This window comes from Streptomyces sp. NBC_01515 (assembly GCF_045040345.1).
Lineage (GTDB): Bacteria > Actinomycetota > Actinomycetes > Streptomycetales > Streptomycetaceae > Streptomyces.
On sequence record NZ_CP109416.1, the window covers coordinates 6254564 to 6272933 of the forward strand.

Here is an 18370-nt window from a genome sequence, read left to right on the forward strand (position 1 = left end):
TGCTCAGCCCTCGCAGCCGCAGGACTGCCGTGTCACCAGCCGTGACGGGAACACCTTCAGCCGCTCGCGGCGCGATCCCGCGACCCGCAGGCCGTCGTCGAGGACGAGGTCCACGGCCGCGCGGGCCATCGCGGGGCGGTCCGATGCGATCGTTGTCAGCTTCGGGTCGGCCAGGGCCGCTTCCTTGATGTCGTCGAAGCCGATGACACCCAGTTCGCGCGGTACGTCGATGCGCAGCTCGCGCGCGGCCCGCAGCAGGCCGATCGCCTGGTCGTCGGTGGAGCAGAAGATCGCGGGGGGACGGCGGGGCCCGGCGAGGATGCCGAGGGCGACCTGGTAGGCGTCGTAGCGGTTGTACGGGGCTTCGAAGAGGCGGCCCTCGGTCGGCAGGCCGGCCTCGGTCATCGCGCGCCGCCAGCCCTCGACGTGGTCGGAGACCGGGTCGCCGACGGCCGGCGTCGCCGCCGTACCGCCCATACAGGCGACGTATTCGTAGCCGTGCTCAAGGAGGTGGCGGACGGCGAGCTGGGCGCCGCCGAGGTCGTCCGTGACGACGGCCACGTCGTCGATCGCCTCGGGGCGCTCGTGGAGGAGGACGACCCGGGCGTCCCAGGCCTCGATCTCGGCGGCGGCGTTGTCGTTCAGCGCGTGGCTGACCAGGATCAGTCCGGAGACCCGCATCCCGAGGAAGGCCCGCAGATAGTGGACCTCGCGCTCGGCGATGTAGTCGGAGTTCCCGACCAGCACCATCTTTCCGCGCTCGGACGCGGCCTGTTCGACCGCGTGCGCCATCTCCCCGAAGAAGGGCTGGCGCGCGTCCGGCACGATCAGGCCTATGAGGTCCGTACGCCGCGACGCCATGGCCTGGGCCACCCGGTCGGGTCGGTACCCCAGCTCCTTGATCGCGGCGAGGACACGCTCGCGCGTGGCCGGGGCAACCGGCCGGGGTCCATTGTTGATGACATAGCTGACAACGGCGGTCGAGGTACCCGCCAGCCGCGCCACATCATCCCGAGTCACCTTGGCCACGCGCGGAGTCTACGCGGATGGACCCGCTCTGGGCAGGGCGTTTCGAAGCTTCTCTCAGCTTCCGCGCACCATCTCCGCGCGGAGCCGACACCGAGGAGCGACGCCCTGCCCGGAACGGTTACGCCTCGGCCGGGATCTCGGCGGCGTCCAGCGCGGCCGAATCGGCCGTACCGTCCGCATCCTCCGGCTTTGCGTCGGCGATGGCAGCGCTTGCCTTGAGCTTGGCCTCGTCGCCGCCCCGGTCACCCTTCTCCGGGGTAACGAATCGATAACCGACGTTCCGGACGGTCCCGATCAGCGACTCGTGCTCGACTCCGAGCTTCGCGCGCAGCCGTCGTACGTGGACGTCGACCGTGCGCGTGCCGCCGAAGTAGTCGTAGCCCCAGACCTCCTGCAGCAGCTGGGCGCGCGTGAAGACGCGGCCCGGGTGCTGGGCGAGGTACTTGAGGAGCTCGAACTCCTTGAAGGTCAGGTCGAGGACCCGGCCCTTGAGCTTGGCGGAGTACGTCGCCTCGTCCACGGAGAGGTCGCCGTTGCGGATCTCCATGGGGGAGTCGTCGTTGACGATCTGCTGGCGGCCCATGGCGAGGCGCAGTCGCGCCTCGACCTCGGCGGGGCCTGCCGTGTCGAGCAGGACGTCGTCGATGCCCCAGTCGGCGGTGACGGCCGCGAGGCCGCCCTCGGTGACGACGAGGATGAGCGGACAGCCCGGACCGGTGGACCGGAGGAGCTGACACAGGCTGCGCACCTGGGGCAGGTCGCGGCGGCCGTCGATCAGGATGACGTCGGCACCTGGGGTGTCGACGAGGGCGGGGCCTTCCGCCGGTGCCACGCGCACGTTGTGCAGCAGCAGGCCAAGGGCCGGAAGCACCTCCGTCGACGGCTGGAGGGCATTGGTCAGGAGCAGCAGAGAACTCATACGTCTGGTTCCTCCTCGGTCCCTGCGAGGACGTTTGCGGCACTGCGGCATTGCGGCGATGCTCTGTGCCGACGGGGGCTCTGTATCGCCGGTGGCCACCTGCGGTTTCCCGTGGCGTACCACTTCGTATACAACGCTCCCGAAAGCACAAAAGGACCCGGGGGCTTCGCTGCCCGAGTCCTCTGTCCAGCAGAATAGCCCACATGAGCGCTGGTACGGCAGGTCATGTGGCACGATCCACCGTTCGTCCGAACTCTGAGACGATCAGACGTACACCTTTGCGGACGTTTCTGCACACCGACGACGGGGTGACGATCGATTCCGTATACGAACCGGGGGCACCCGTATACGACGCCTCCCGGTCACCTTCCGGTGATCCGGTGTTCGTCGTGGCGCACGGTTTCACGGGCGATGTGGACAAGCCTCATGTGCGGCGCGTGGCCGAGGCGTTCCTCCAGTACGGGGCCGTGGTCACCTTCTCCTTCCGGGGCCACGGCGCCTCCGGCGGACGCTCCACCGTCGGCGACCGCGAGGTGCTCGATCTGGCGGCGGCGGTCGCCTGGGCGCGCGAGCAGGGGCACGCGCGCGTGGTCACCGTCGGCTTCTCGATGGGCGGTTCCGTGGTGCTGCGGCACGCGGCGCTCTACGGCTCTCAGGCGCACGCCGACGGCCGGAGGCGCGAGGGGCGCACAGAAGCGCACACGGACGCGGTGGTTTCCGTGAGTGCGCCGGCCCGCTGGTACTACAGAGGGACGGCCCCCATGCGCAAGCTGCACTGGCTGGTGACCCGCCCCGAGGGTCGACTGGTCGGCCGCTACGGCCTCAACACCCGTATCGAGCACAGGGGTTGGGACCCGGTCCCGCTCTCCCCGGTCGAGGCGGTCCCGCGCATCGCGCCCACCCCGCTCCTCATCGTGCACGGCGACCGCGACGGCTACTTCCCCGTCGACCACCCCCGCATGCTGGCCGACGCCGCCGGTGACCAGGCCGAACTCTGGCTGGAGCCGGGCATGGGCCACGCCGAGCACGCGTCCGCCGACGACCTGCTGGCCCGCATCGGGCGCTGGGGCAGTTCACAGGACGGTTAGCCTGACGGGTGTTGACGCCGGATCCGTCGACACCGGTCTACCGAGGAAGCGAGCACATGCCAAAGGTCACGGTGCGCTACTGGGCCGCCGCGAAGGCCGCGGCCGGCATCGCCGAGGAGCCGTACGACGCGGCCACCCTCGCCGACGCCCTCGCCGCCGTCCGCGAGCGACACCCCGGGGAACTCGCCCGCGTACTGCTGCGATGCTCGTTCCTCGTCGACGGTGACCCCGTGGGCACCCGCGGACATGAGACGGTACGGCTGGCCGAGGGCGGCACGGTCGAGGTGCTCCCGCCGTTCGCAGGAGGATGAGCGAAGCGATGAGCAACCAGCCGTACGAGGGCTACGACGAGGGTTACGACCCCTACGCACAGCAGCGTCAGCAGCCCCAACAGGCGCAGGCGTGGCCCGGCCACCAGCAGGCGTACGACGATCCGCAGGCGGCCCAGCAGTACACCCAGCAGTGGCAGGGCCAGACCTGGGACACCCAGGTCCAGCAGACCAGGCCCTCCGCGTCCGACCTGGCGTACTTCCCGCCGCAGAACTACCAAGCGGCACAGCAGAGTCACGACCCCTACGCCGAGCCCCCCAGACCTGAGGTCCCCGAGGCGCAGGCATCCACCGGAGAGGGCTACGGCCCGCCCTCCCTCGCCGGCAACGCCCGGATCACCGACGCCCAGCGGGCCCGCCTTGAGGGCCGTTCGCCGATCATCGAACCCGGGATGCAGCCGGCCGGCCTCACCGCCGTACTGGCGCTCCTGCTCTCCGTCACCGCGCAGGTCGGGTCGTACGCCCTCGTCGTACCGCTCGTCGTTCTTCAGGCGGTGACGGCCGCGGGCTGGTTCCGGCTGAACGGGATGTGGCCCGCGCGGCAGGGCATCGCGCTGGCCTTCGCGGGCGCGCTCGTCGCGGACGTGGCGCTGCTCGCGGCCGGGCGGGAGAACGGTCCCGCCGCGATCCTCGGCACCCTGGGTGTCTGGGTCCTGCTCTCCCTCGTCATGCAGCTGCGCTCGCACGCCGACCCGGACACCCGGATCACGAGCCTGATGGCGACGGTCGCCTCGGCGGCCCTGGCCATCGTCGCGGCCGGTCACCTCGCGGCCGACCCGGACGCGGTGACGGTCGGCGCGGCGGCGGTCGCGGTGGCGATCCTGGCCCGCGCGCTGCCGCTGCCGACCGTGGCGTCGGTCGTCGTCTCGCTGCTGGCGGCCGCGGGTGCGGGCATCGCCGTAGGAGGGATGACGGGCATGGGCGCGAAGGGCGCGCTGCTCGGCGCGGGCGCGGCGGTCTGCGCGCTGATCGGCCACCGGGTGGCGAGCTACGACTACCCGTCCCGCTTCGTCCACTTCACGGCCGGTGTGGCCCTCCCGCTCGCGGCGGCGGCCCCGGCGGTGTACCTGCTGGGACGGGCGCTCGTATAACGCGGGCGGCCAAGTGCCGTGTCGTAGGCGGCAGTTAAGAGCCCTGTCACAGGTGATCGACAATTTCGCGATACACGCGTCGGACAGGACTACTCTCGCGCTCGGCGGCCACTAGGTCGTCGTACCGCTTTCGTCGACGACTATCGGGTGGGGATCTCCGTACATGCGCGGGCTACGAATACTTCTGATCGTCGTGGTGATTCTGGGGGCTCTGTTCGTGGTCGTGGACCGGGTCGCGCTCCACTTCGCGGAGGAGGAGGCCGCGTCCAAGGTGAAGACCAGCGAGAACCTGGCCAGCACCCCCGACGTCTCCATCAAGGGCTTCCCCTTCCTCACCCAGGTCGCCTCCGGTGAACTGGACGACGTGGAACTCGGCGTCGGCCAGTACGAGGCCCCGACCGGCAACACGAGCGCCTCCGGCGGTGCCACCACGATCCGGATCGACGACCTCAAGGCCGACATGAAGGACGTCAAGTTCTCCAGCGGCTACAGCTCCGCCACGGCGGCCACCGCGACGGGCACCGCGAGCATCTCCTACGACCAGCTGCTCAAGGCCGCCAAGTCCGCGCCGACGCCCGTCTTCACCGGCGTCACGGCCCAGATCATCAGCCTCTCGGACGGCGGCGACGGCAAGATCAAGGCCGACATGAAGGTCACGGTCACGGGGGTCGGGACGACGACGTATCCGGTGCTCAGCACGGTCACCGTCGTGGGCAACACGGTGAAGGTGCACGCGGACAACCTGCCCAAGCTGGTCGTCGACCTCGCCGACTCCCGGGTCCGCTCGATCACCGACTTCCAGCAGACGCTCGACCAGCTGCCGGGCGGTGTGAAGCTGGACAGTGTGCAGGCCGCGAAGGGCGGTGTGGACATCAAGGTGAAGGGTTCGAACGTCCGGCTGGCCGGGTAGGTCGAGGTCCGGGTGGGCTGTGCCTGTCCGAGGGGCGAGACGGCGGTGTCCGTACGGCAGGGGAATTAACGGCCGAGCGAGCCCGGATTCCCCGCCGTAGAGCCCTTGCCGGCTTTCTCGTCTCACATCACGGACGATCGCGTCTCAAAATACGACACACCGGTGACATGCCCGGCGATCCGTCCCTACGATCGTCGTTATGAAGCGCCAGGCGGACGACCTCACGAAGCGGCGGGCAGTAGACCTGTGCCGCGTCGCCGCCATGCTCTGTCGCACTTTCTGAGCGGAAGCGCAGGCCTCCGTCTTCCCCCCCCCGTGTCCCTGATCAGGGACACCCGCGCGAGCGCGCACCCTTTCTCTCACGCACCGCACCGCCGTAACTGCCCCGGAGGAGAAAAGCATGAGCCGCAGTGACGTCCTGGTCGACGCCGACTGGGTCGAGGCCAACCTCGACAACCCGAGCGTGGCGATCGTCGAGGTCGACGAGGACACGTCCGCGTACGAGAAGAACCACATCAAGAACGCGATCCGGATCGACTGGACCAAGGACCTCCAGGACCCGGTACGCCGTGACTTCGTCGACCAGGAGGGCTTCGAGAAGCTCCTGTCCGGCAAGGGCATCGGCAACGACACGCTCGTGATCCTCTACGGCGGCAACAACAACTGGTTCGCGTCGTACGCGTACTGGTACTTCAAGCTCTACGGCCACGACAACGTCAAGCTGCTCGACGGTGGCCGCAAGAAGTGGGAGCTGGACGCCCGCGAGCTGGTCGAGGAAGTCCCCTCGCGCCCCACCACCGAGTACAAGGCCAAGCCGCAGAACACCGCGATCCGCGCGTTCCGCGACGACGTCGTGGCCGCCATCGGCGCGCAGAACCTGGTCGACGTCCGTTCGCCCGACGAGTTCAGCGGCAAGCTGCTCGCGCCGGCGCACCTTCCGCAGGAGCAGTCGCAGCGTCCGGGCCACGTCCCGTCCGCGCGCAACATCCCGTGGTCGAAGAACGCCAACGACGACGGCACCTTCCGTTCGGACGACGAGCTCAAGGAGCTCTACGCCGACGAGGAGGTCGACCTGGCCAAGGACACCATCGCGTACTGCCGTATCGGCGAGCGCTCGGCCCTGACCTGGTTCGTGCTGCACGAGCTGCTCGGTGTCGAGAACGTCAAGAACTACGACGGTTCCTGGACCGAGTACGGCTCCCTGGTCGGCGTTCCGATCGAGCTCGGCGCCAACAAGTAAGCAACCGCACCACCGCTGCGACCTGAAGGAAACCAAGACATGTGTGGAGCGAAGGCCGGCGGCCCCGACGCCTCGACGATCAAGCCCGGTGAGACCACCATCCAGGGCCAGGTGACCCGCAACGGCGAGCCGGTGACGGGTTACGTCCGGCTCCTGGACTCGACCGGCGAGTTCACCGCGGAGGTCCCGACCTCCGCGACGGGCCAGTTCCGCTTCTACGCGGCCGAAGGCACCTGGACCGTCCGCGCCCTCGTTCCGGGCGCCACCGCCGACCGCACGGTGGTCGCCCAGACGGGCGGCCTGGCGGAGGTCGCGATCGCCGTCTGATCGCCGTCCTGCTTGTCGAAGGGCCGCACCTCCTGAGGTGCGGCCCTTTCGCATGCGCGGGCCTACCCTGGAGAGATGCTGGCACGTCGCCGTCGCACCTACTTCGTCATGATGGGCATCTGCATCGGACTCTTCGTCCTGGCCTGGGGAGTCGTGCGGATCTGGTCGGTGCCCGCGGCCGTCGGGATGTGTGTGGTCGCGATGCTGATCCCGCCGGTCGCCGCCATGGTCGCCAACCGGCGCGGCCCCGACGACCGCTGGTGGGACGACCCGTCCGGCGATTCCAAGTCCGACGAGTGGTGGGACGAACTGGACGGCAAGAAGCGCCGCCCGTAAGGCACGCGGTGAGCGGGTAGGGGGCGGGCATGTCGCCTACGAGACTGTCCACCGTGGTGCTGGACGCGCGGGACGCGCACGAACTGGCCGGCTTCTACGTCCGCCTGCTCGGCTATGTGATCCGGGCCGAGGAGCCCGACTGGGTCCTGATCGGCCCACCCGACGGCGGCACCGGCCTCTCCTTCCAGACCGAGCCGGAGTACGTCCCGCCGGTGTGGCCCACCCGCACCCCCGGCGAGCAGCAGATGATGCTGCACCTCGACATCCAGGTCGACGACCTGGAGGGCGAGGTCGAGCGGGCCGTGGGCCTGGGAGCCACGCTGCACGCGCATCAGCCGCAGGACGACGTACGGGTGCTGCTGGACCCGTCCGGCCACCCCTTCTGCCTGTGGCGGGAGGAGCAGGGGGTGTGACCGAGGGGCGTGATCGTCTCGGCACCACGCGGTCACCGCACGCCGCGGGTCAACCGGAGGCGGGGCGCAGGTTGTTCATGAGCAGGCCGAGGGTGAACTCGAAGCGGTCGGGTCCGGTGCCGGAGATCAGCTCGGCGGCATGGCGCCGGGTCTGCGGGAATTTCTCGGCAGGCAGCGCGGTGAAGTGGTCCAGCAACTCCTCGTGGCTGAGCACCCATTCCGGGTCCTGGTGCCGGTGCCGTTGCCGGACCAGTGACTGTTCCAGGGCGTACGCGCTGACGTAGAGGGACAGCGCGTCGCGGGCCCAGCCGGCCGTCCTCGGTTCGATGCCGCCCGCGAGCAGGATCGCCAGGATTCCCTCGCCGACCCGCAGCGTCTCCAGGCTGGTCGGCACCATGGCCAGCGCGGCGCGCGAGACTCCGGGGTACTTCAGGTACAGGTCGCGGATCTGCGTGTACACCCCGAGCAGTTGCTCGCGCCAGGCGGCCGGGTCCGGTTCGGGGAGCACGACCTCGGCGTAGAGCCTGCCGATCAGCAGGTCGTCGATGTCGTCCTTGTTGACGATGTGCGCGTACAGCGACGACGGGCCGGTGCCGAGCACGGCGGCGACCCGGCGGATGGTCAGCGCGTCGTATCCCTCGGTGGCGACGACCTCCAGGGCGGCGTCGGTGATCCGCTCGACGGTGATCGGCTTCTTGCGGGCTGCGCGGCGTTGGCGGGGATCGCGGGGATCGGCTGGCATGCCGACCACCTTACCTTGACACGAACTTAGTTCGTTGGGTAGAACTTAGATCGTCAGAACGAACTAAGTTCGTCAGTCAGGCGGACCTGGTTCGTGGCGGGTCGATTTTCCGGAGGTGTGTGTGATGAGAGTTTCCGTAGTCGGAGCCGGTCTGGGAGGCCTTGCTCTCGCGCAGGGTCTGCGTGGTGCCGGCATCGAGGCCGACGTGTTCGAGCGCGACCCGGGGATCGTCGCCCGGTTCCAGGGCTACCGGCTCGTGCTGAACCCGACCGGTTTCCGGGCGGTGCGCGACTGCCTGCCGACGCGCTGGCACCCGCTGCTGGACGAGATCGTCATGGACGCCTCCGCCGAGCAGCTGATCCTGGACCCGAAGCTGAACGAGATCGGCAGGCTCGGCGCGGGCCGGACCGGCATCGTGGTCGACCGGCAGGTGCTGCGACACCTGTTGCTGACAGGTCTCACCGTGCACACCGATGCCGCGCTGACCGGCTACGACGTACTGGCCGACGGCACTGTCCAAGCCCGGTTCGCCCACCGCGACCCGGCCACCGCCGACCTGCTCGTCGGCGCGGACGGCGTCACCTCCGCGGTCCGCGGGGTGCTGTCGCCGCGGACCACCCCGACCGACACCGGCGTCCGGTTCGTCATCGGCCGCACCCCGCTGACCGACGAGTTCGCCGGCCTGTCCAAGGCGTACGGCTCGAAGATCGCGGGCGACGGCGTCAGCCTGCTGCTCGGCGCGATGCGCTTCCGCACCCCGCCGAAGCAGGCCGCCGAGCGACTGGCCCCCGACGTCACGCTGCCCGACATCGGCGACTACGTGCGCTGGGCCATGATCCTGCCGTCGAACGGCTCGCTGGAGGAGCTGACCGCGCAGGACGCCGTGCTGTCCAGGATGGAGGGCTGGCACCCGGAGCTGCGCGCGCTGATCGAGCAGGCCGACCCGGACAACAGCGCGCTGCTGTCCATCCGGGTGGTCAAGCCTGGTGAGCGCTGGGCGTCCGGCCCGGTCACGCTGCTCGGCGACGCGATCCACGCGACCTCCCCGACCGGGGGCAACGGCGCGAACACCGCGCTGCGCGATGCGGACCTGCTGCGCCGCTGCCTGATCGAGGCCGACGGAGGCCGCCGGGATCTGCTCGGCGCGGTCGGCGACTATGAGCGGCAGATGTTCGAGTACGGCGCGGAGGCCGTGCGCAGCAGCCTTGAGAAGCTGCCCACGTTCGCGCCTGAAGCGAAACTGTCCTGAGGCGTTCCGGGTGTTGATGTGGACGCCTGCGCACTCACGTCGTCGCGATGATCGCCATCAGCAGGCCGCCGATGCACATCGCGGTGAGCGCGCCGGTCCAGAAGGCGTCCTCACGCAGGGCCCGGGGTGCGCGGAACCGCCGTCGGCGGCGGGCGGGTGTGGGTACGGGTACGGGTGCGGCGGGTGGTCGTGCGGGGGGCTTCTGCTGTCGTACGACGGGCAAGGGTGCCGTCGGCATGAGCGGGGGCGGTACCGCCTGGGCCGGGGGGACCTGGATCAGCTGGTGAGGGCGGGGGCGGTTCATACGGGGTGGACCTCGCTGCGGTGTTTGCGGAGCAGGACGTTCGCGTCGGTCTCGGCGCTGTAGTCACACGCGGTGCGTGCCGCCGCCCGGACCTCGGCCAGTTCCGCGCAGCCGGCGCACCCCGGGGCCGGCTGCGGCGGTACGGCGACCAGGAACGGGGCGTCGGTGCGGGCGCGGTAGTTGGCCGCGCGGACCCCGGCGCGTAGGCGCTCCGCGTCCGTGGCCGGGCGGAGTGCCCCGGGGTCGGCCTGCCATTCGCGCCCACCGCCGACGGGACGCAACAGGGCGTAGGGCCCGGCCTTGTCCTGGTACTCGCCGACCGTGTCGGTGGCCGGGTCGTAGAGCAGCGTTCCGGGTTCCATCGGCACCTCCTCCTCTTCCTCTTTGTGTAACTTCCATACGGAATGCGACAGTTGCAATACTCTGTGCATTCCTGGGTGTGTTACGAGGATGACCCAGGGCGGAGGCGAACGCAGCGTCAACGGGCTCAACTTCCGTGCCTGGCGCGCCAAATTCCACAAATTCCACATCAGCAGGAGGTCGCGATGCCGCAACGGCTGGTGGTCACGGAGATGAGCCATGAGCCCAGGAAGCGGTTTGCTGAAGAGGTACGGAGGCTGCGGGTCGAACGGGGCCTGAGCTTGCGGGACTTGCAGAAGGCGGTGGGGTGGGACTCGTCGTTGTTCGGCAAGATGGAGCGCGGGGGCACGTTGGGTGGGCCCGAGGTCGTGCAGGCGCTGGATCAGTACTACGGCACGGGGCCGCTGCTACTCACCTTGTGGGAGTTGGCAGTTGGTGACCCGACCCAGTTCAAGGAGCAGTACCGGCGCTACATGATGCTGGAGGCCGAGGCGGCCAGCATGTGGCACTACGCGGTGAGCGCGCCGCCCGGCCTGCTCCAGACGGACGGGTATGTGCGCGAAGCGCTCGGGGTGGGCTGGCTCAAGAGCCACGAGGTGGACCAACAGGTCGAGGCGCGCGCAGGGCGACGGACTTTGCTGGAAGGGGAGGACGCGCCCTCGTTCCGAGCCGTCCTCTCCGAGGCGGTACTGCGCACGCCCCTGCGTGATGTGCGGGCATGGCGGGACCAGTTGGAGCACCTGGTAGCGATCGCGGAACGTCCGAACGTAACGATCCAGGTGCTGCCGTTAAGCATTGGCCCGCACGGTCTGATGAACACCGCCGTGATGTTCCTGCGGCTGCTCGACGGCCGCACGGTCGCCTACGCCGAAAACGACCTGCGTGGCGAACTGATCGAGGAAAACACCTCAGTTGAAGAGCTTCAACGTAGGTACGATTCGGTGCGTGACCTGGCGCTGTCTCCGGCCGAGTCGCGAACGTTCATCCTGAGGATGCTGGAGGAAGTCCCTTGCGAGCCATCGACCTAAACGGTGTGACGTGGCGGAAGAGCAGCTACAGCAACACGAGTGGCGGCGAGTGTGTCGAGGTCGCCTCCAACCTCCCCCTCGTCCCCGTCCGGGACAGCAAAAACCCCACCCACGGCACCCTGATCTTCGGCGTCGAGGCCTGGTCGGAGTTCGTGAACTCGGCCAAGGGGCAGGCTCAGTAGACCAACGCCTGCGTACCGTCGGCCATAACCTCCTGCACGAACACCTGCGCCCCGGCGATCCGCACCCCCTCGATGACATCCTTCTCGGCGATGTCCCGGCGGGCCGCGCACTGCGTGCACAGGGTGATGCGGCCCGCGGCCAGGATCGAGTCGATCAGGTCGGGCAGCGGGGCGGCGTGCGGGAGTTCGAACTCGGCGGCGCGCCCCGGCAGGGCGAACCACGCGGATTCGCCGGTGAGCCAGAGCGAGACGTCCACTCCGCTGGCTACGGCGACCGCGGCCACCGTGAACGCCTGTGAGCAGCGTTCGGGGGCGTCGGCCCCCGCCGTCACCTTGATCACGAGCTTCTTCGACATGACCGAATCGTAATCAACTCCCTTACAACTCCCTGCGTTGGCCATGGGTCTCCTGTGCGCGCATATGGAATGCGCACGTCATGTTCCGTGGGGGACGTTTTGGAAGTACCGGAAGTTTCCATCGAAGAAGTACCCGCGCCGGAGCCGGAGTTGGGCCCGGAACGGGAGCCGGAGTCGGGGCCCGCGCCCCGCCCGCGCCGCCGGGGCCGTACCACCCTTCTCATCGCCGTCGCCGCCGTGCTGGGTGTCGTAGCCGGTACCTGTACGGGTTTCCTCGTGCAGGCGAACCGCGCACCCGACGCGCTGCCCTCGCTCTCGCAGACCACGCTCATCCAGGCGAAGGGACCGGCGCCGGAGCCGTTGTCCGCCGCCCAGGACCGTGAGGTCAAGGTCGACGGCGACCTGCGCAAGCTGCTGCTGAAGAGGCCGAGCGGGGCGCGGGACGCGGACTACACCACCGGGGAGGACGGTTGGCTGGACCTGGCCGGATACGCGGAGATGTACGACAGGCCGGCCAACGCCTTCCCTGAGCTCGTCGCCGACGAGTTCCGCCGCGCGGCTGTCGCGAACTGGCGGGAGGGCAGCTCGCTCTACGTCGAGATCCGGCTCGTGCAGTACCGCCAGCAGGACCAGCTTGTCGTCGCCGACTCCGCGAGCAGCGCCTACACCTACGCCGAGAACAAGCCCCACACCGACAGCTGGCCCATCCCGGGCACCGGTGACGGGATGGCGTACGTCCACAACTCGCCGGACCGCGAGGCCGGTTACACGGATGTCTACAACGCCGACGCGCACGCCTGGCGCGGTGACATCGAGATGGAGATCTGGGTCTCCTCCGGGAGCCCCGTCCCCAAGAAGAAGATCATGGATCTGGCCAAGCGGCAGATGGAGCGGCTGTGACCATCGAGAACCCCGAACCGGTCGGCAGTTCCGAGGAGTTGACTCCGGATGCTGTCAAGAAGTCGGTGCGCAAGGGCCGTATCGCGGCGATCGCCGGGGTGGTGCTGCTGAGCCTCGCCGTGGTCGGCGGGGTCGGGTACACCGTCGTGACCGTGAACGGCGCGGACCGGGACGCGGGCGACACCGTATGGACGTTCCCGAAGGTGTCCGAGGAGAAGGCGACGGGCACGGCGAAGGCGACCGGGCTCGCGGCGGCGCTCGTGCCGTACGCCCTCGACGACGGGTGGAGCGAGGGGCCCGACATCGCGCAGTACGGCTATGACGCCTCGTTCACCGGGGCGCAGGCGACGGCGATGCGCAAGGAGGCGCTGAAGGAACTCCCGCTCAAGCAGCGCAAGCCGTTGGAGAAGGAGATCGACAAGCAGCACACCAAGGGCCTGGCGATGCGCAGTTACGTCAGCACCAACCAGCAGTCGACCGGCTACACGGACAAGGCGGCGACGGTGAACATCGTGCTGGCCCAGATCGGGGACACGGCGGCGGTACGGAGCGCGTCCCGCTTCCAGAACGAGTTCCTCGACGCCCTGGGCGTCTTCCGCCCCGGTCCGACGATCAAGGGCTACAAGAACGCCGAGTGCTTCCTCTCCCCGAAGGACACCGAGGAAAAGATCGACTCGATCTTCTGCTCCGCCTACCAGGGCGAGGTCCTGGTCACCCTCACGGCGGAATCCTCCAAGCCCATGCAGACCTCCGCCATCGCGCACCTGCTCAAGGACCAACTCGACCGCATCAAGGACCCGGGGGAGGCGGTATGACCGACCAGCAGCAGGACACAACACCCAGGGAGCCCGCCCTGGCTCCGCCCCCCGCCGACTCCTCGGCCACGTCGACGACGACGGAGCGCGCGGCCGTCCCGACGGCTCCGGAGTCTTCGGCAACACCGGCGACCTCTGAGCCCTCGGCGGCCTTGGAGCCCTCGGCCACACCGCCGCCCACGGAGCCTCCGGCCGTCCCGGCCGCCTCCGAGTCCTCGGTTGCTTCGGCGATGGAGGAGCCTTTGGCCGCTCCGCCCGCCGCGGAGTCCTTGGCGGCACCGGCTGCCACAGAGCCCTCGGTGATACCGGCGGGCATGGAGCCCTCGGCCGTACGGGCAGTCACGGAGCCTCTGGCTGTTCCGGCTGCCCCCGAGCCTCCGGCAGTTCCGGCGGCCGCCTCTGCCGAGCTTCCGGTTGGCACGGGGGTCGTACAACCCCCGCTCAGCCCGGACGCTCCCGAAGCCCCGCCCCTTCCGGCTCTTCCGCCCGCCACGGAACCGCTCATCCCGCTCACCCCCGCCAAGAAAGATCGTCGCGTCCTGCGTGCGGTCCTCCGCTGGACCGCCGCCGTGGTCGTCTTCGCGGTGGTCGGGGCCGGGACGGCGTACGGGATCACCGACATGAAGCGGACGGACGTGCCCGGGCTCGGGACGGCTTCGGACGGGCGGTGGGACTATCCCGTGCTCAGCAAGCCGCCGCTGCCGGCGGGCAGCCCGGGGCCGTTCGCCGAGGCCAACACCGCGGAGGTCCATTTCGCGGATCTGCGGGCGCTGGTGCTGCCGGCACCGAAGGGGGCCACCGGGGACAAGGCACTCGACGGCAATGACGGTTGGCTGGCCACGAAGACGTTCCTCGCCGAGCTCTCGTCCGGCGACGACCGGACCGAGCTCGCGCAGAAGCTGACCGACGACGGCCTGCGGCACATCGCGGCGCGCGGCTGGACCACCCCGGACGGCACGCACACCCGGATCTACCTGCTCCAGTTCGACACGGCGACGGTCGCCGACGGCATGGTCGGGGGAAACCTGGGCGGATACGCGGCCCCCACCTATCCGGTGCACGGCGCCGACAGCTACGAGCCGGACGACGACTTCCCGGACGCGGCCAAGATCACGGACGTCTCGCTCGTCCCGTACACCGAGGCGAAACCGTACGGCCCCGAACAGATCCGGCTCGCGTTCCTCACGGCTGGCGACACCGTCGCGATGATCGTGCAGTCGAGGAAGGGCGAGGCGAACGGCATCCCGTTCCAGCAGACGGTGACGCTCCAGAGCCAGCTGCTCGGCTAGCCGTACCTCGCAGAGAAGGCCGGGCTCCAGCCGCGTAAGCTGGGGCCCGGCCTTATGCACATGTACACGCATCGCACCACGCTCATCCGAGGAGCACCCGTGGAGATCTTCTTCGAAACCCTGCTGGTCCTGGTCTGCGTCGGCGTTCTCGCCTTCGCCGGACTGAGCGTGAAGAAGCTGTACCAGGGCCAGCGCTGACCCCCACCGAGGAACTGCTGACGTCATGATCGAGATCCCGTCCGACCTCCACAAGGACCTGGTCCCCCTCGTCTTCCTGCTCGGCGAGTGGGCCGGCGCGGGCGTGCACGACTTCCCCGGCTCCGAGAAGTGCAACTTCGGCCAGGAGGTCTCCTTCACGCACGACGGCCGCGACTTCCTGGAGTACCGCTCCCACACCTGGGTCCTGGACAACGACGGCAACAAGGTCCGCCCCCTGGAGACCGAGTCCGGCTTCTGGCGCATCGACGCCGACCGCAAGGTCGAGGTCACGATGACCCGCGACGACGGCGTCGTCGAGATCTGGTACGGCGAACTCGCCAAGCAGAAGCCCCAGATCGACCTGGTCACGGACGCCGTCGCCCGCACCGCCGCCTCCGGCCCCTACACCGGCGGCAAGCGCCTCTACGGCTACGTCAAGAGCGACCTCATGTGGGTCGGCGAGAAGCAGACCCCCGAGGTCGAACTCCGCCCCTACATGTCCGCCCACCTGAAGAAGATCGTCACCCCGGACGACGTCGAGCGCTGGGCGAAGGCCCTCCCGGACGACATGCCGGACGACGGGATCGCTTTCTTCAAGTAGTTCTACACTTCCAGTGTGGTGAGCACCGACTGGAAGAGTGACCTCAGGCAGCGCGGCTACCGGCTGACGCCGCAGCGGCAGCTCGTGCTCGAAGCCGTGGACACCCTGGAGCACGCGACCCCCGACGACATCCTCATCGAGGTGAGGAAGACGGCGTCGGGGGTCAACATCTCCACCGTGTACAGAACCCTGGAGCTCCTCGAAGAGCTCCAGCTGGTCAGTCACGCGCACCTGGGGCACGGGGCGCCGACGTACCATCTCGCGGACCGGCACCACCACATCCACCTCGTCTGCCGTGACTGCACGAACGTCATCGAGGCCGATGTCGAGGTGGCCGCCGAGTTCCGGGCCAAGCTGCGGGACACGTTCGGCTTCGAGACGGACATGAAGCACTTCGCGATCTTCGGCCGCTGCAAGGACTGCACGGGCAAGAGTGCGACCGCTAAGACTTCAACTACCGAGTCGTAGGCTTACCCGTATGAAGAGCTCCCTGTTGTCCCTGCCCGGCGCCGTCCCCGCCGAAGGAGTGGACGAAGGCGTCGCCGCCCACTACGGCGATCTGTTCCGTGAGCAGCGCACCCTCGCCGACGGCACCGGTTTCGTCGACCTCTCGCACCGCGGGGTCGTCGCCGTCACCGGCGACGACCGGCTGAGCTGGCTGCACCTCCTGCTCACCCAGCACGTCAGCGACCTCCCCACCGGCGTCGCCACCGAGGCCCTGATCCTCTCCGCGCACGGCCACATCGAGCACGCCCTGTACCTCGTCGACGACGGCACCACGGTGTGGATGCACACCGAACCCGACACCCAGGAGGCGCTGATCGCCTACCTGGAGTCGATGAAGTTCTTCTACCGCGTCGAAGTCACCGACCGCACAAGCGAGTTCGCGGTCGTCTACGTCCCCGCCGGCTCCATCGCCGAGGTCCCGGCCGGTGCCGTCGTACGCGAGACGCCGTACGGCCGCGATCTCTTCCTCCCGCGCGAGGACCTGGAGTCGTACGCCGAGAAGTCGGGCCCCCCGGCCGGGATCCTCGCCTACGAGGCGCTGCGCGTCGAGCACCACCGCCCCCGCCTCGGCTTCGAGACCGACCACCGCACCATCCCGCACGAGCTGGGCTGGATCGGTACGGCGGTGCATCTGCAGAAGGGCTGCTATCGGGGGCAGGAGACCGTCGCCCGCGTGCAGAATCTGGGCAAGCCGCCGCGCCGCCTCGTCTTCCTCCACCTCGACGGCAGCGAGGTCCATCTCCCGGGCCACGGCACGGAGTTGAGGCTCGCGGAGGAGGGGGTGGACGGGCGGAAGATCGGGTTCATCACGACGTCCGTACGGCACCACGAGCTGGGGCCGATCGCGCTCGCGCTGGTGAAGCGGAACGTGCCGTTGGACGCGCCGCTGCTGGCCGACAACACGGCGGCCGCCCAGGAAGTAGTCGTAGAGCCCTAGTTGTGGGGTTTTGGTTGTGGGGTCTCAGAGGTCGATCACCACGGTGAACGGGCCGTCGTTCGTGAGGGAGACGCGCATCTGGGCGCCGAAGCGGCCCGTCGCCACCGTGGCGCCCAGCGAACGGAGTTGGGCCACGACCTCGTCGACGAGGGGCTCCGCGATGTCGCCGGGGGCCGCCGCGTTCCAGGTGGGGCGGCGGCCCTTGCGGGCGTCGCCGTAGAGCGTGAACTGGCTGATGACGAGCAGCGGCGCGTCGATGTCGCTGCACGACTTCTCGTCGTGGAGCATGCGGATCGACCAGAGTTTGCGGGCCAGTTGGGCCGCCTTCTCCTTGGTGTCCTCGTGGGTGACGCCGACGAGGACGCACAGCCCCTCGCCGTCGACCGCCCCGACCGTCTCGCCGTCGACCACGACACTCGCGCTGTCCACTCGCTGCACCACTGCTCGCATGGTTCCCATGATGCCGTGCGGACGAGAACGGCTCCCGGCAGGCCTATTTTTGATCCTTAACCCCCCATCTGGGGCCGTTCGGGGGCACTCGGTCACATAGCGGCCAGTTGGGGTGGCACGATGCTGTCCACACGCCGGTCGAGGGGACGGTTCAGGCACATGAGCACACCGAGTACCGGGCAGCCCCATGGGCCTGTCTCGCTGATCCGCGCGGGAGGGGCGGCCACGCGCCGCCCGCCCGTGCAGCGCGTCGACAGCCCGCTGCTGCCCGCCGAACCGCCCGCACCCGACCTGACCGCGCTACGGCTCCCGGAGCTGCGCGCGCTGCGCCGCGACGCCCAGCGGGACGAGGCCGATCTGAGTTACGTACGACGGCTGCTCCAGGGCCGGATCGACATCCTGCGCGCCGAACTGGCCCGGCGCTCCCCGGCCGGCGCGGCGTCGGTGGTCGACCGGCTGTCGGAGATCCTCACCGACGCCCCCGCCCGGCACCGCTCCTCGGCCCGGCACGTCACGCTGGGCACGCCGCACAGTGAGGAGTACCGGCTGCTGGCCGCGGAGATGCTGGCCGAGGTCGAGCTGTCCGACCTGGAGGCCCGCACGGACCTGGAGCTGACCACGGCGATGGGCCGCCTGGTCCGGTACGAACAGCAGGTGTCCCGGCGCCGTCAGCTCCTCCAGCACACGGCCGACGGCTGTAGCGCGGAGATCGCCCGCAGGTACCGTGAAGGAGAGGCACAGGTGGACGACCTGCTGACGTGAGTGACGTG

The 18370-nt window shown here is 69.3% G+C and carries 26 protein-coding genes and 1 pseudogene; 19 read left to right on the forward strand and 8 right to left on the reverse strand.

The features are described 5' to 3' along the window. Positions 1–3: 3 nt before the first annotated feature. Complete coding sequence (locus OG407_RS28140; RefSeq protein ID WP_405862230.1) at positions 4–1029, reverse strand: LacI family DNA-binding transcriptional regulator; 1026 nt, start codon at positions 1027–1029, stop codon at positions 4–6. A 118-nt stretch (positions 1030–1147) separates the two neighbouring features. After that, a complete protein-coding gene (locus OG407_RS28145; RefSeq protein WP_327403042.1) occupies positions 1148–1948 on the reverse strand; it encodes a response regulator transcription factor in 801 nt (266 codons plus the stop codon). 203 nt (positions 1949–2151) lie between these two features. Between OG407_RS28145 and OG407_RS28150 the strand changes: the two genes are divergently transcribed. The 9 genes and pseudogenes from OG407_RS28150 (at position 2152) to OG407_RS28190 (ending at position 7682) form a co-directional block, all read left to right on the forward strand. Continuing rightward, complete coding sequence (locus OG407_RS28150; protein WP_405862232.1) at positions 2152–3036, forward strand: alpha/beta hydrolase; 885 nt, start codon at positions 2152–2154, stop codon at positions 3034–3036. A 56-nt stretch (positions 3037–3092) separates the two neighbouring features. Further along, positions 3093–3347 carry a MoaD/ThiS family protein gene (locus OG407_RS28155; RefSeq protein ID WP_328682091.1) on the forward strand — a complete coding sequence of 85 codons (255 nt, stop codon included), beginning with the start codon at positions 3093–3095 and terminating at the stop codon, positions 3345–3347. A gap of 8 nt (positions 3348–3355) precedes the next feature. Then, entirely contained in the window at positions 3356–4456 is a 1101-nt protein-coding gene (locus OG407_RS28160; protein WP_405862234.1) for a hypothetical protein, read from the forward strand. A 163-nt stretch (positions 4457–4619) separates the two neighbouring features. After that, complete coding sequence (locus OG407_RS28165) at positions 4620–5366, forward strand: DUF2993 domain-containing protein (protein WP_403591585.1); 747 nt, start codon at positions 4620–4622, stop codon at positions 5364–5366. A 199-nt stretch (positions 5367–5565) separates the two neighbouring features. Further along, on the forward strand, positions 5566–5649 hold the full coding sequence (locus OG407_RS28170; protein WP_366433785.1) for a putative leader peptide: 84 nt from the start codon (positions 5566–5568) through the stop codon (positions 5647–5649). 117 nt (positions 5650–5766) lie between these two features. Then, complete coding sequence (locus OG407_RS28175; RefSeq protein WP_405862236.1) at positions 5767–6606, forward strand: sulfurtransferase; 840 nt, start codon at positions 5767–5769, stop codon at positions 6604–6606. Positions 6607–6645: 39 nt separating this feature from the next. Next, on the forward strand, positions 6646–6933 hold the full coding sequence (locus OG407_RS28180; RefSeq protein ID WP_019064558.1) for a DUF1416 domain-containing protein: 288 nt from the start codon (positions 6646–6648) through the stop codon (positions 6931–6933). Positions 6934–6996: 63 nt separating this feature from the next. Beyond that, positions 6997–7269 (forward strand): annotated as a pseudogene (locus OG407_RS28185) (DUF3099 domain-containing protein); the annotation flags it as partial. Positions 7270–7298: 29 nt separating this feature from the next. Next, positions 7299–7682, forward strand: a complete 384-nt coding sequence (locus OG407_RS28190) for a VOC family protein (protein ID WP_405862237.1) — start codon at positions 7299–7301, stop codon at positions 7680–7682. A 49-nt stretch (positions 7683–7731) separates the two neighbouring features. Here the strand turns inward: OG407_RS28190 and OG407_RS28195 are convergent, their stop codons facing one another. Then, a complete protein-coding gene (locus tag OG407_RS28195) occupies positions 7732–8424 on the reverse strand; it encodes a TetR/AcrR family transcriptional regulator (protein ID WP_405862239.1) in 693 nt (230 codons plus the stop codon). Between the two features lie 124 nt (positions 8425–8548). On the opposite strand from OG407_RS28195, the gene OG407_RS28200 reads away from it, so the two are divergent. Continuing rightward, positions 8549–9673, forward strand: a complete 1125-nt coding sequence (locus OG407_RS28200) for an FAD-dependent oxidoreductase (protein WP_405862241.1) — start codon at positions 8549–8551, stop codon at positions 9671–9673. Between the two features lie 34 nt (positions 9674–9707). On the opposite strand, the gene OG407_RS28205 is transcribed toward OG407_RS28200, so the two are convergent. After that, positions 9708–9977, reverse strand: coding sequence for a hypothetical protein (locus OG407_RS28205; protein WP_405862243.1), 270 nt, complete (start codon positions 9975–9977; stop codon positions 9708–9710). Beyond that, positions 9974–10339, reverse strand: coding sequence for a hypothetical protein (locus OG407_RS28210; RefSeq protein ID WP_405862245.1), 366 nt, complete (start codon positions 10337–10339; stop codon positions 9974–9976). The genes OG407_RS28205 and OG407_RS28210 overlap by 4 nt, the downstream gene beginning before the upstream one ends. A 183-nt stretch (positions 10340–10522) precedes the next feature. Between OG407_RS28210 and OG407_RS28215 the strand changes: the two genes are divergently transcribed. Both OG407_RS28215 and OG407_RS28220 read left to right on the forward strand, forming a co-directional pair. Further along, a complete protein-coding gene (locus OG407_RS28215; RefSeq protein WP_405862246.1) occupies positions 10523–11365 on the forward strand; it encodes a helix-turn-helix transcriptional regulator in 843 nt (280 codons plus the stop codon). A gap of 5 nt (positions 11366–11370) precedes the next feature. After that, a complete protein-coding gene (locus tag OG407_RS28220; protein WP_405862248.1) occupies positions 11371–11547 on the forward strand; it encodes a DUF397 domain-containing protein in 177 nt (58 codons plus the stop codon). On the opposite strand, the gene OG407_RS28225 is transcribed toward OG407_RS28220, so the two are convergent. Then, positions 11541–11903 carry a DsrE family protein gene (locus tag OG407_RS28225; RefSeq protein ID WP_405862250.1) on the reverse strand — a complete coding sequence of 121 codons (363 nt, stop codon included), beginning with the start codon at positions 11901–11903 and terminating at the stop codon, positions 11541–11543. The genes OG407_RS28220 and OG407_RS28225 overlap by 7 nt on opposite strands. A gap of 99 nt (positions 11904–12002) precedes the next feature. On the opposite strand from OG407_RS28225, the gene OG407_RS28230 reads away from it, so the two are divergent. Together OG407_RS28230 and OG407_RS28235 are read left to right on the forward strand one after the other, a co-directional pair. Continuing rightward, positions 12003–12803, forward strand: a complete 801-nt coding sequence (locus OG407_RS28230; RefSeq protein WP_405862252.1) for a hypothetical protein — start codon at positions 12003–12005, stop codon at positions 12801–12803. Next, the gene (locus OG407_RS28235) at positions 12800–13618 is read left to right on the forward strand and encodes a hypothetical protein (protein ID WP_405862254.1); all 819 of its coding nucleotides are present in this window, start codon (positions 12800–12802) and stop codon (positions 13616–13618) included. The genes OG407_RS28230 and OG407_RS28235 overlap by 4 nt, the downstream gene beginning before the upstream one ends. Here the strand turns inward: OG407_RS28235 and OG407_RS28240 are convergent. After that, entirely contained in the window at positions 13593–13961 is a 369-nt protein-coding gene (locus tag OG407_RS28240) for a hypothetical protein (protein ID WP_405868998.1), read from the reverse strand. The two genes, OG407_RS28235 and OG407_RS28240, sit on opposite strands and share 26 nt — an antisense overlap. On the opposite strand from OG407_RS28240, the gene OG407_RS28245 reads away from it, so the two are divergent. The 4 genes from OG407_RS28245 to OG407_RS28260 all read left to right on the forward strand — a co-directional run bounded on the left by OG407_RS28245 (position 13933) and on the right by OG407_RS28260 (position 17150). Beyond that, the gene (locus OG407_RS28245; RefSeq protein WP_405862256.1) at positions 13933–14907 is read left to right on the forward strand and encodes a hypothetical protein; all 975 of its coding nucleotides are present in this window, start codon (positions 13933–13935) and stop codon (positions 14905–14907) included. The two genes, OG407_RS28240 and OG407_RS28245, sit on opposite strands and share 29 nt — an antisense overlap. A 223-nt stretch (positions 14908–15130) precedes the next feature. Next, positions 15131–15706, forward strand: a complete 576-nt coding sequence (locus OG407_RS28250; protein WP_019062576.1) for an FABP family protein — start codon at positions 15131–15133, stop codon at positions 15704–15706. A gap of 15 nt (positions 15707–15721) precedes the next feature. Continuing rightward, positions 15722–16174 (forward strand): Fur family transcriptional regulator, encoded by a 453-nt coding sequence (locus tag OG407_RS28255; RefSeq protein ID WP_405862258.1) that lies wholly within the window; start codon positions 15722–15724, stop codon positions 16172–16174. Positions 16175–16184: 10 nt separating this feature from the next. Further along, the gene (locus OG407_RS28260; protein ID WP_405862260.1) at positions 16185–17150 is read left to right on the forward strand and encodes a YgfZ/GcvT domain-containing protein; all 966 of its coding nucleotides are present in this window, start codon (positions 16185–16187) and stop codon (positions 17148–17150) included. 24 nt (positions 17151–17174) lie between these two features. Here OG407_RS28260 and dtd read toward each other — a convergent pair whose 3' ends face one another. Further along, a complete protein-coding gene (gene dtd / locus OG407_RS28265; RefSeq protein ID WP_405862262.1) occupies positions 17175–17600 on the reverse strand; it encodes a D-aminoacyl-tRNA deacylase in 426 nt (141 codons plus the stop codon). A 159-nt stretch (positions 17601–17759) separates the two neighbouring features. Between dtd and OG407_RS28270 the strand changes: the two genes are divergently transcribed. Continuing rightward, a complete protein-coding gene (locus OG407_RS28270; RefSeq protein WP_328682125.1) occupies positions 17760–18362 on the forward strand; it encodes an aerial mycelium formation protein in 603 nt (200 codons plus the stop codon). Positions 18363–18370 lie beyond the last annotated feature (8 nt).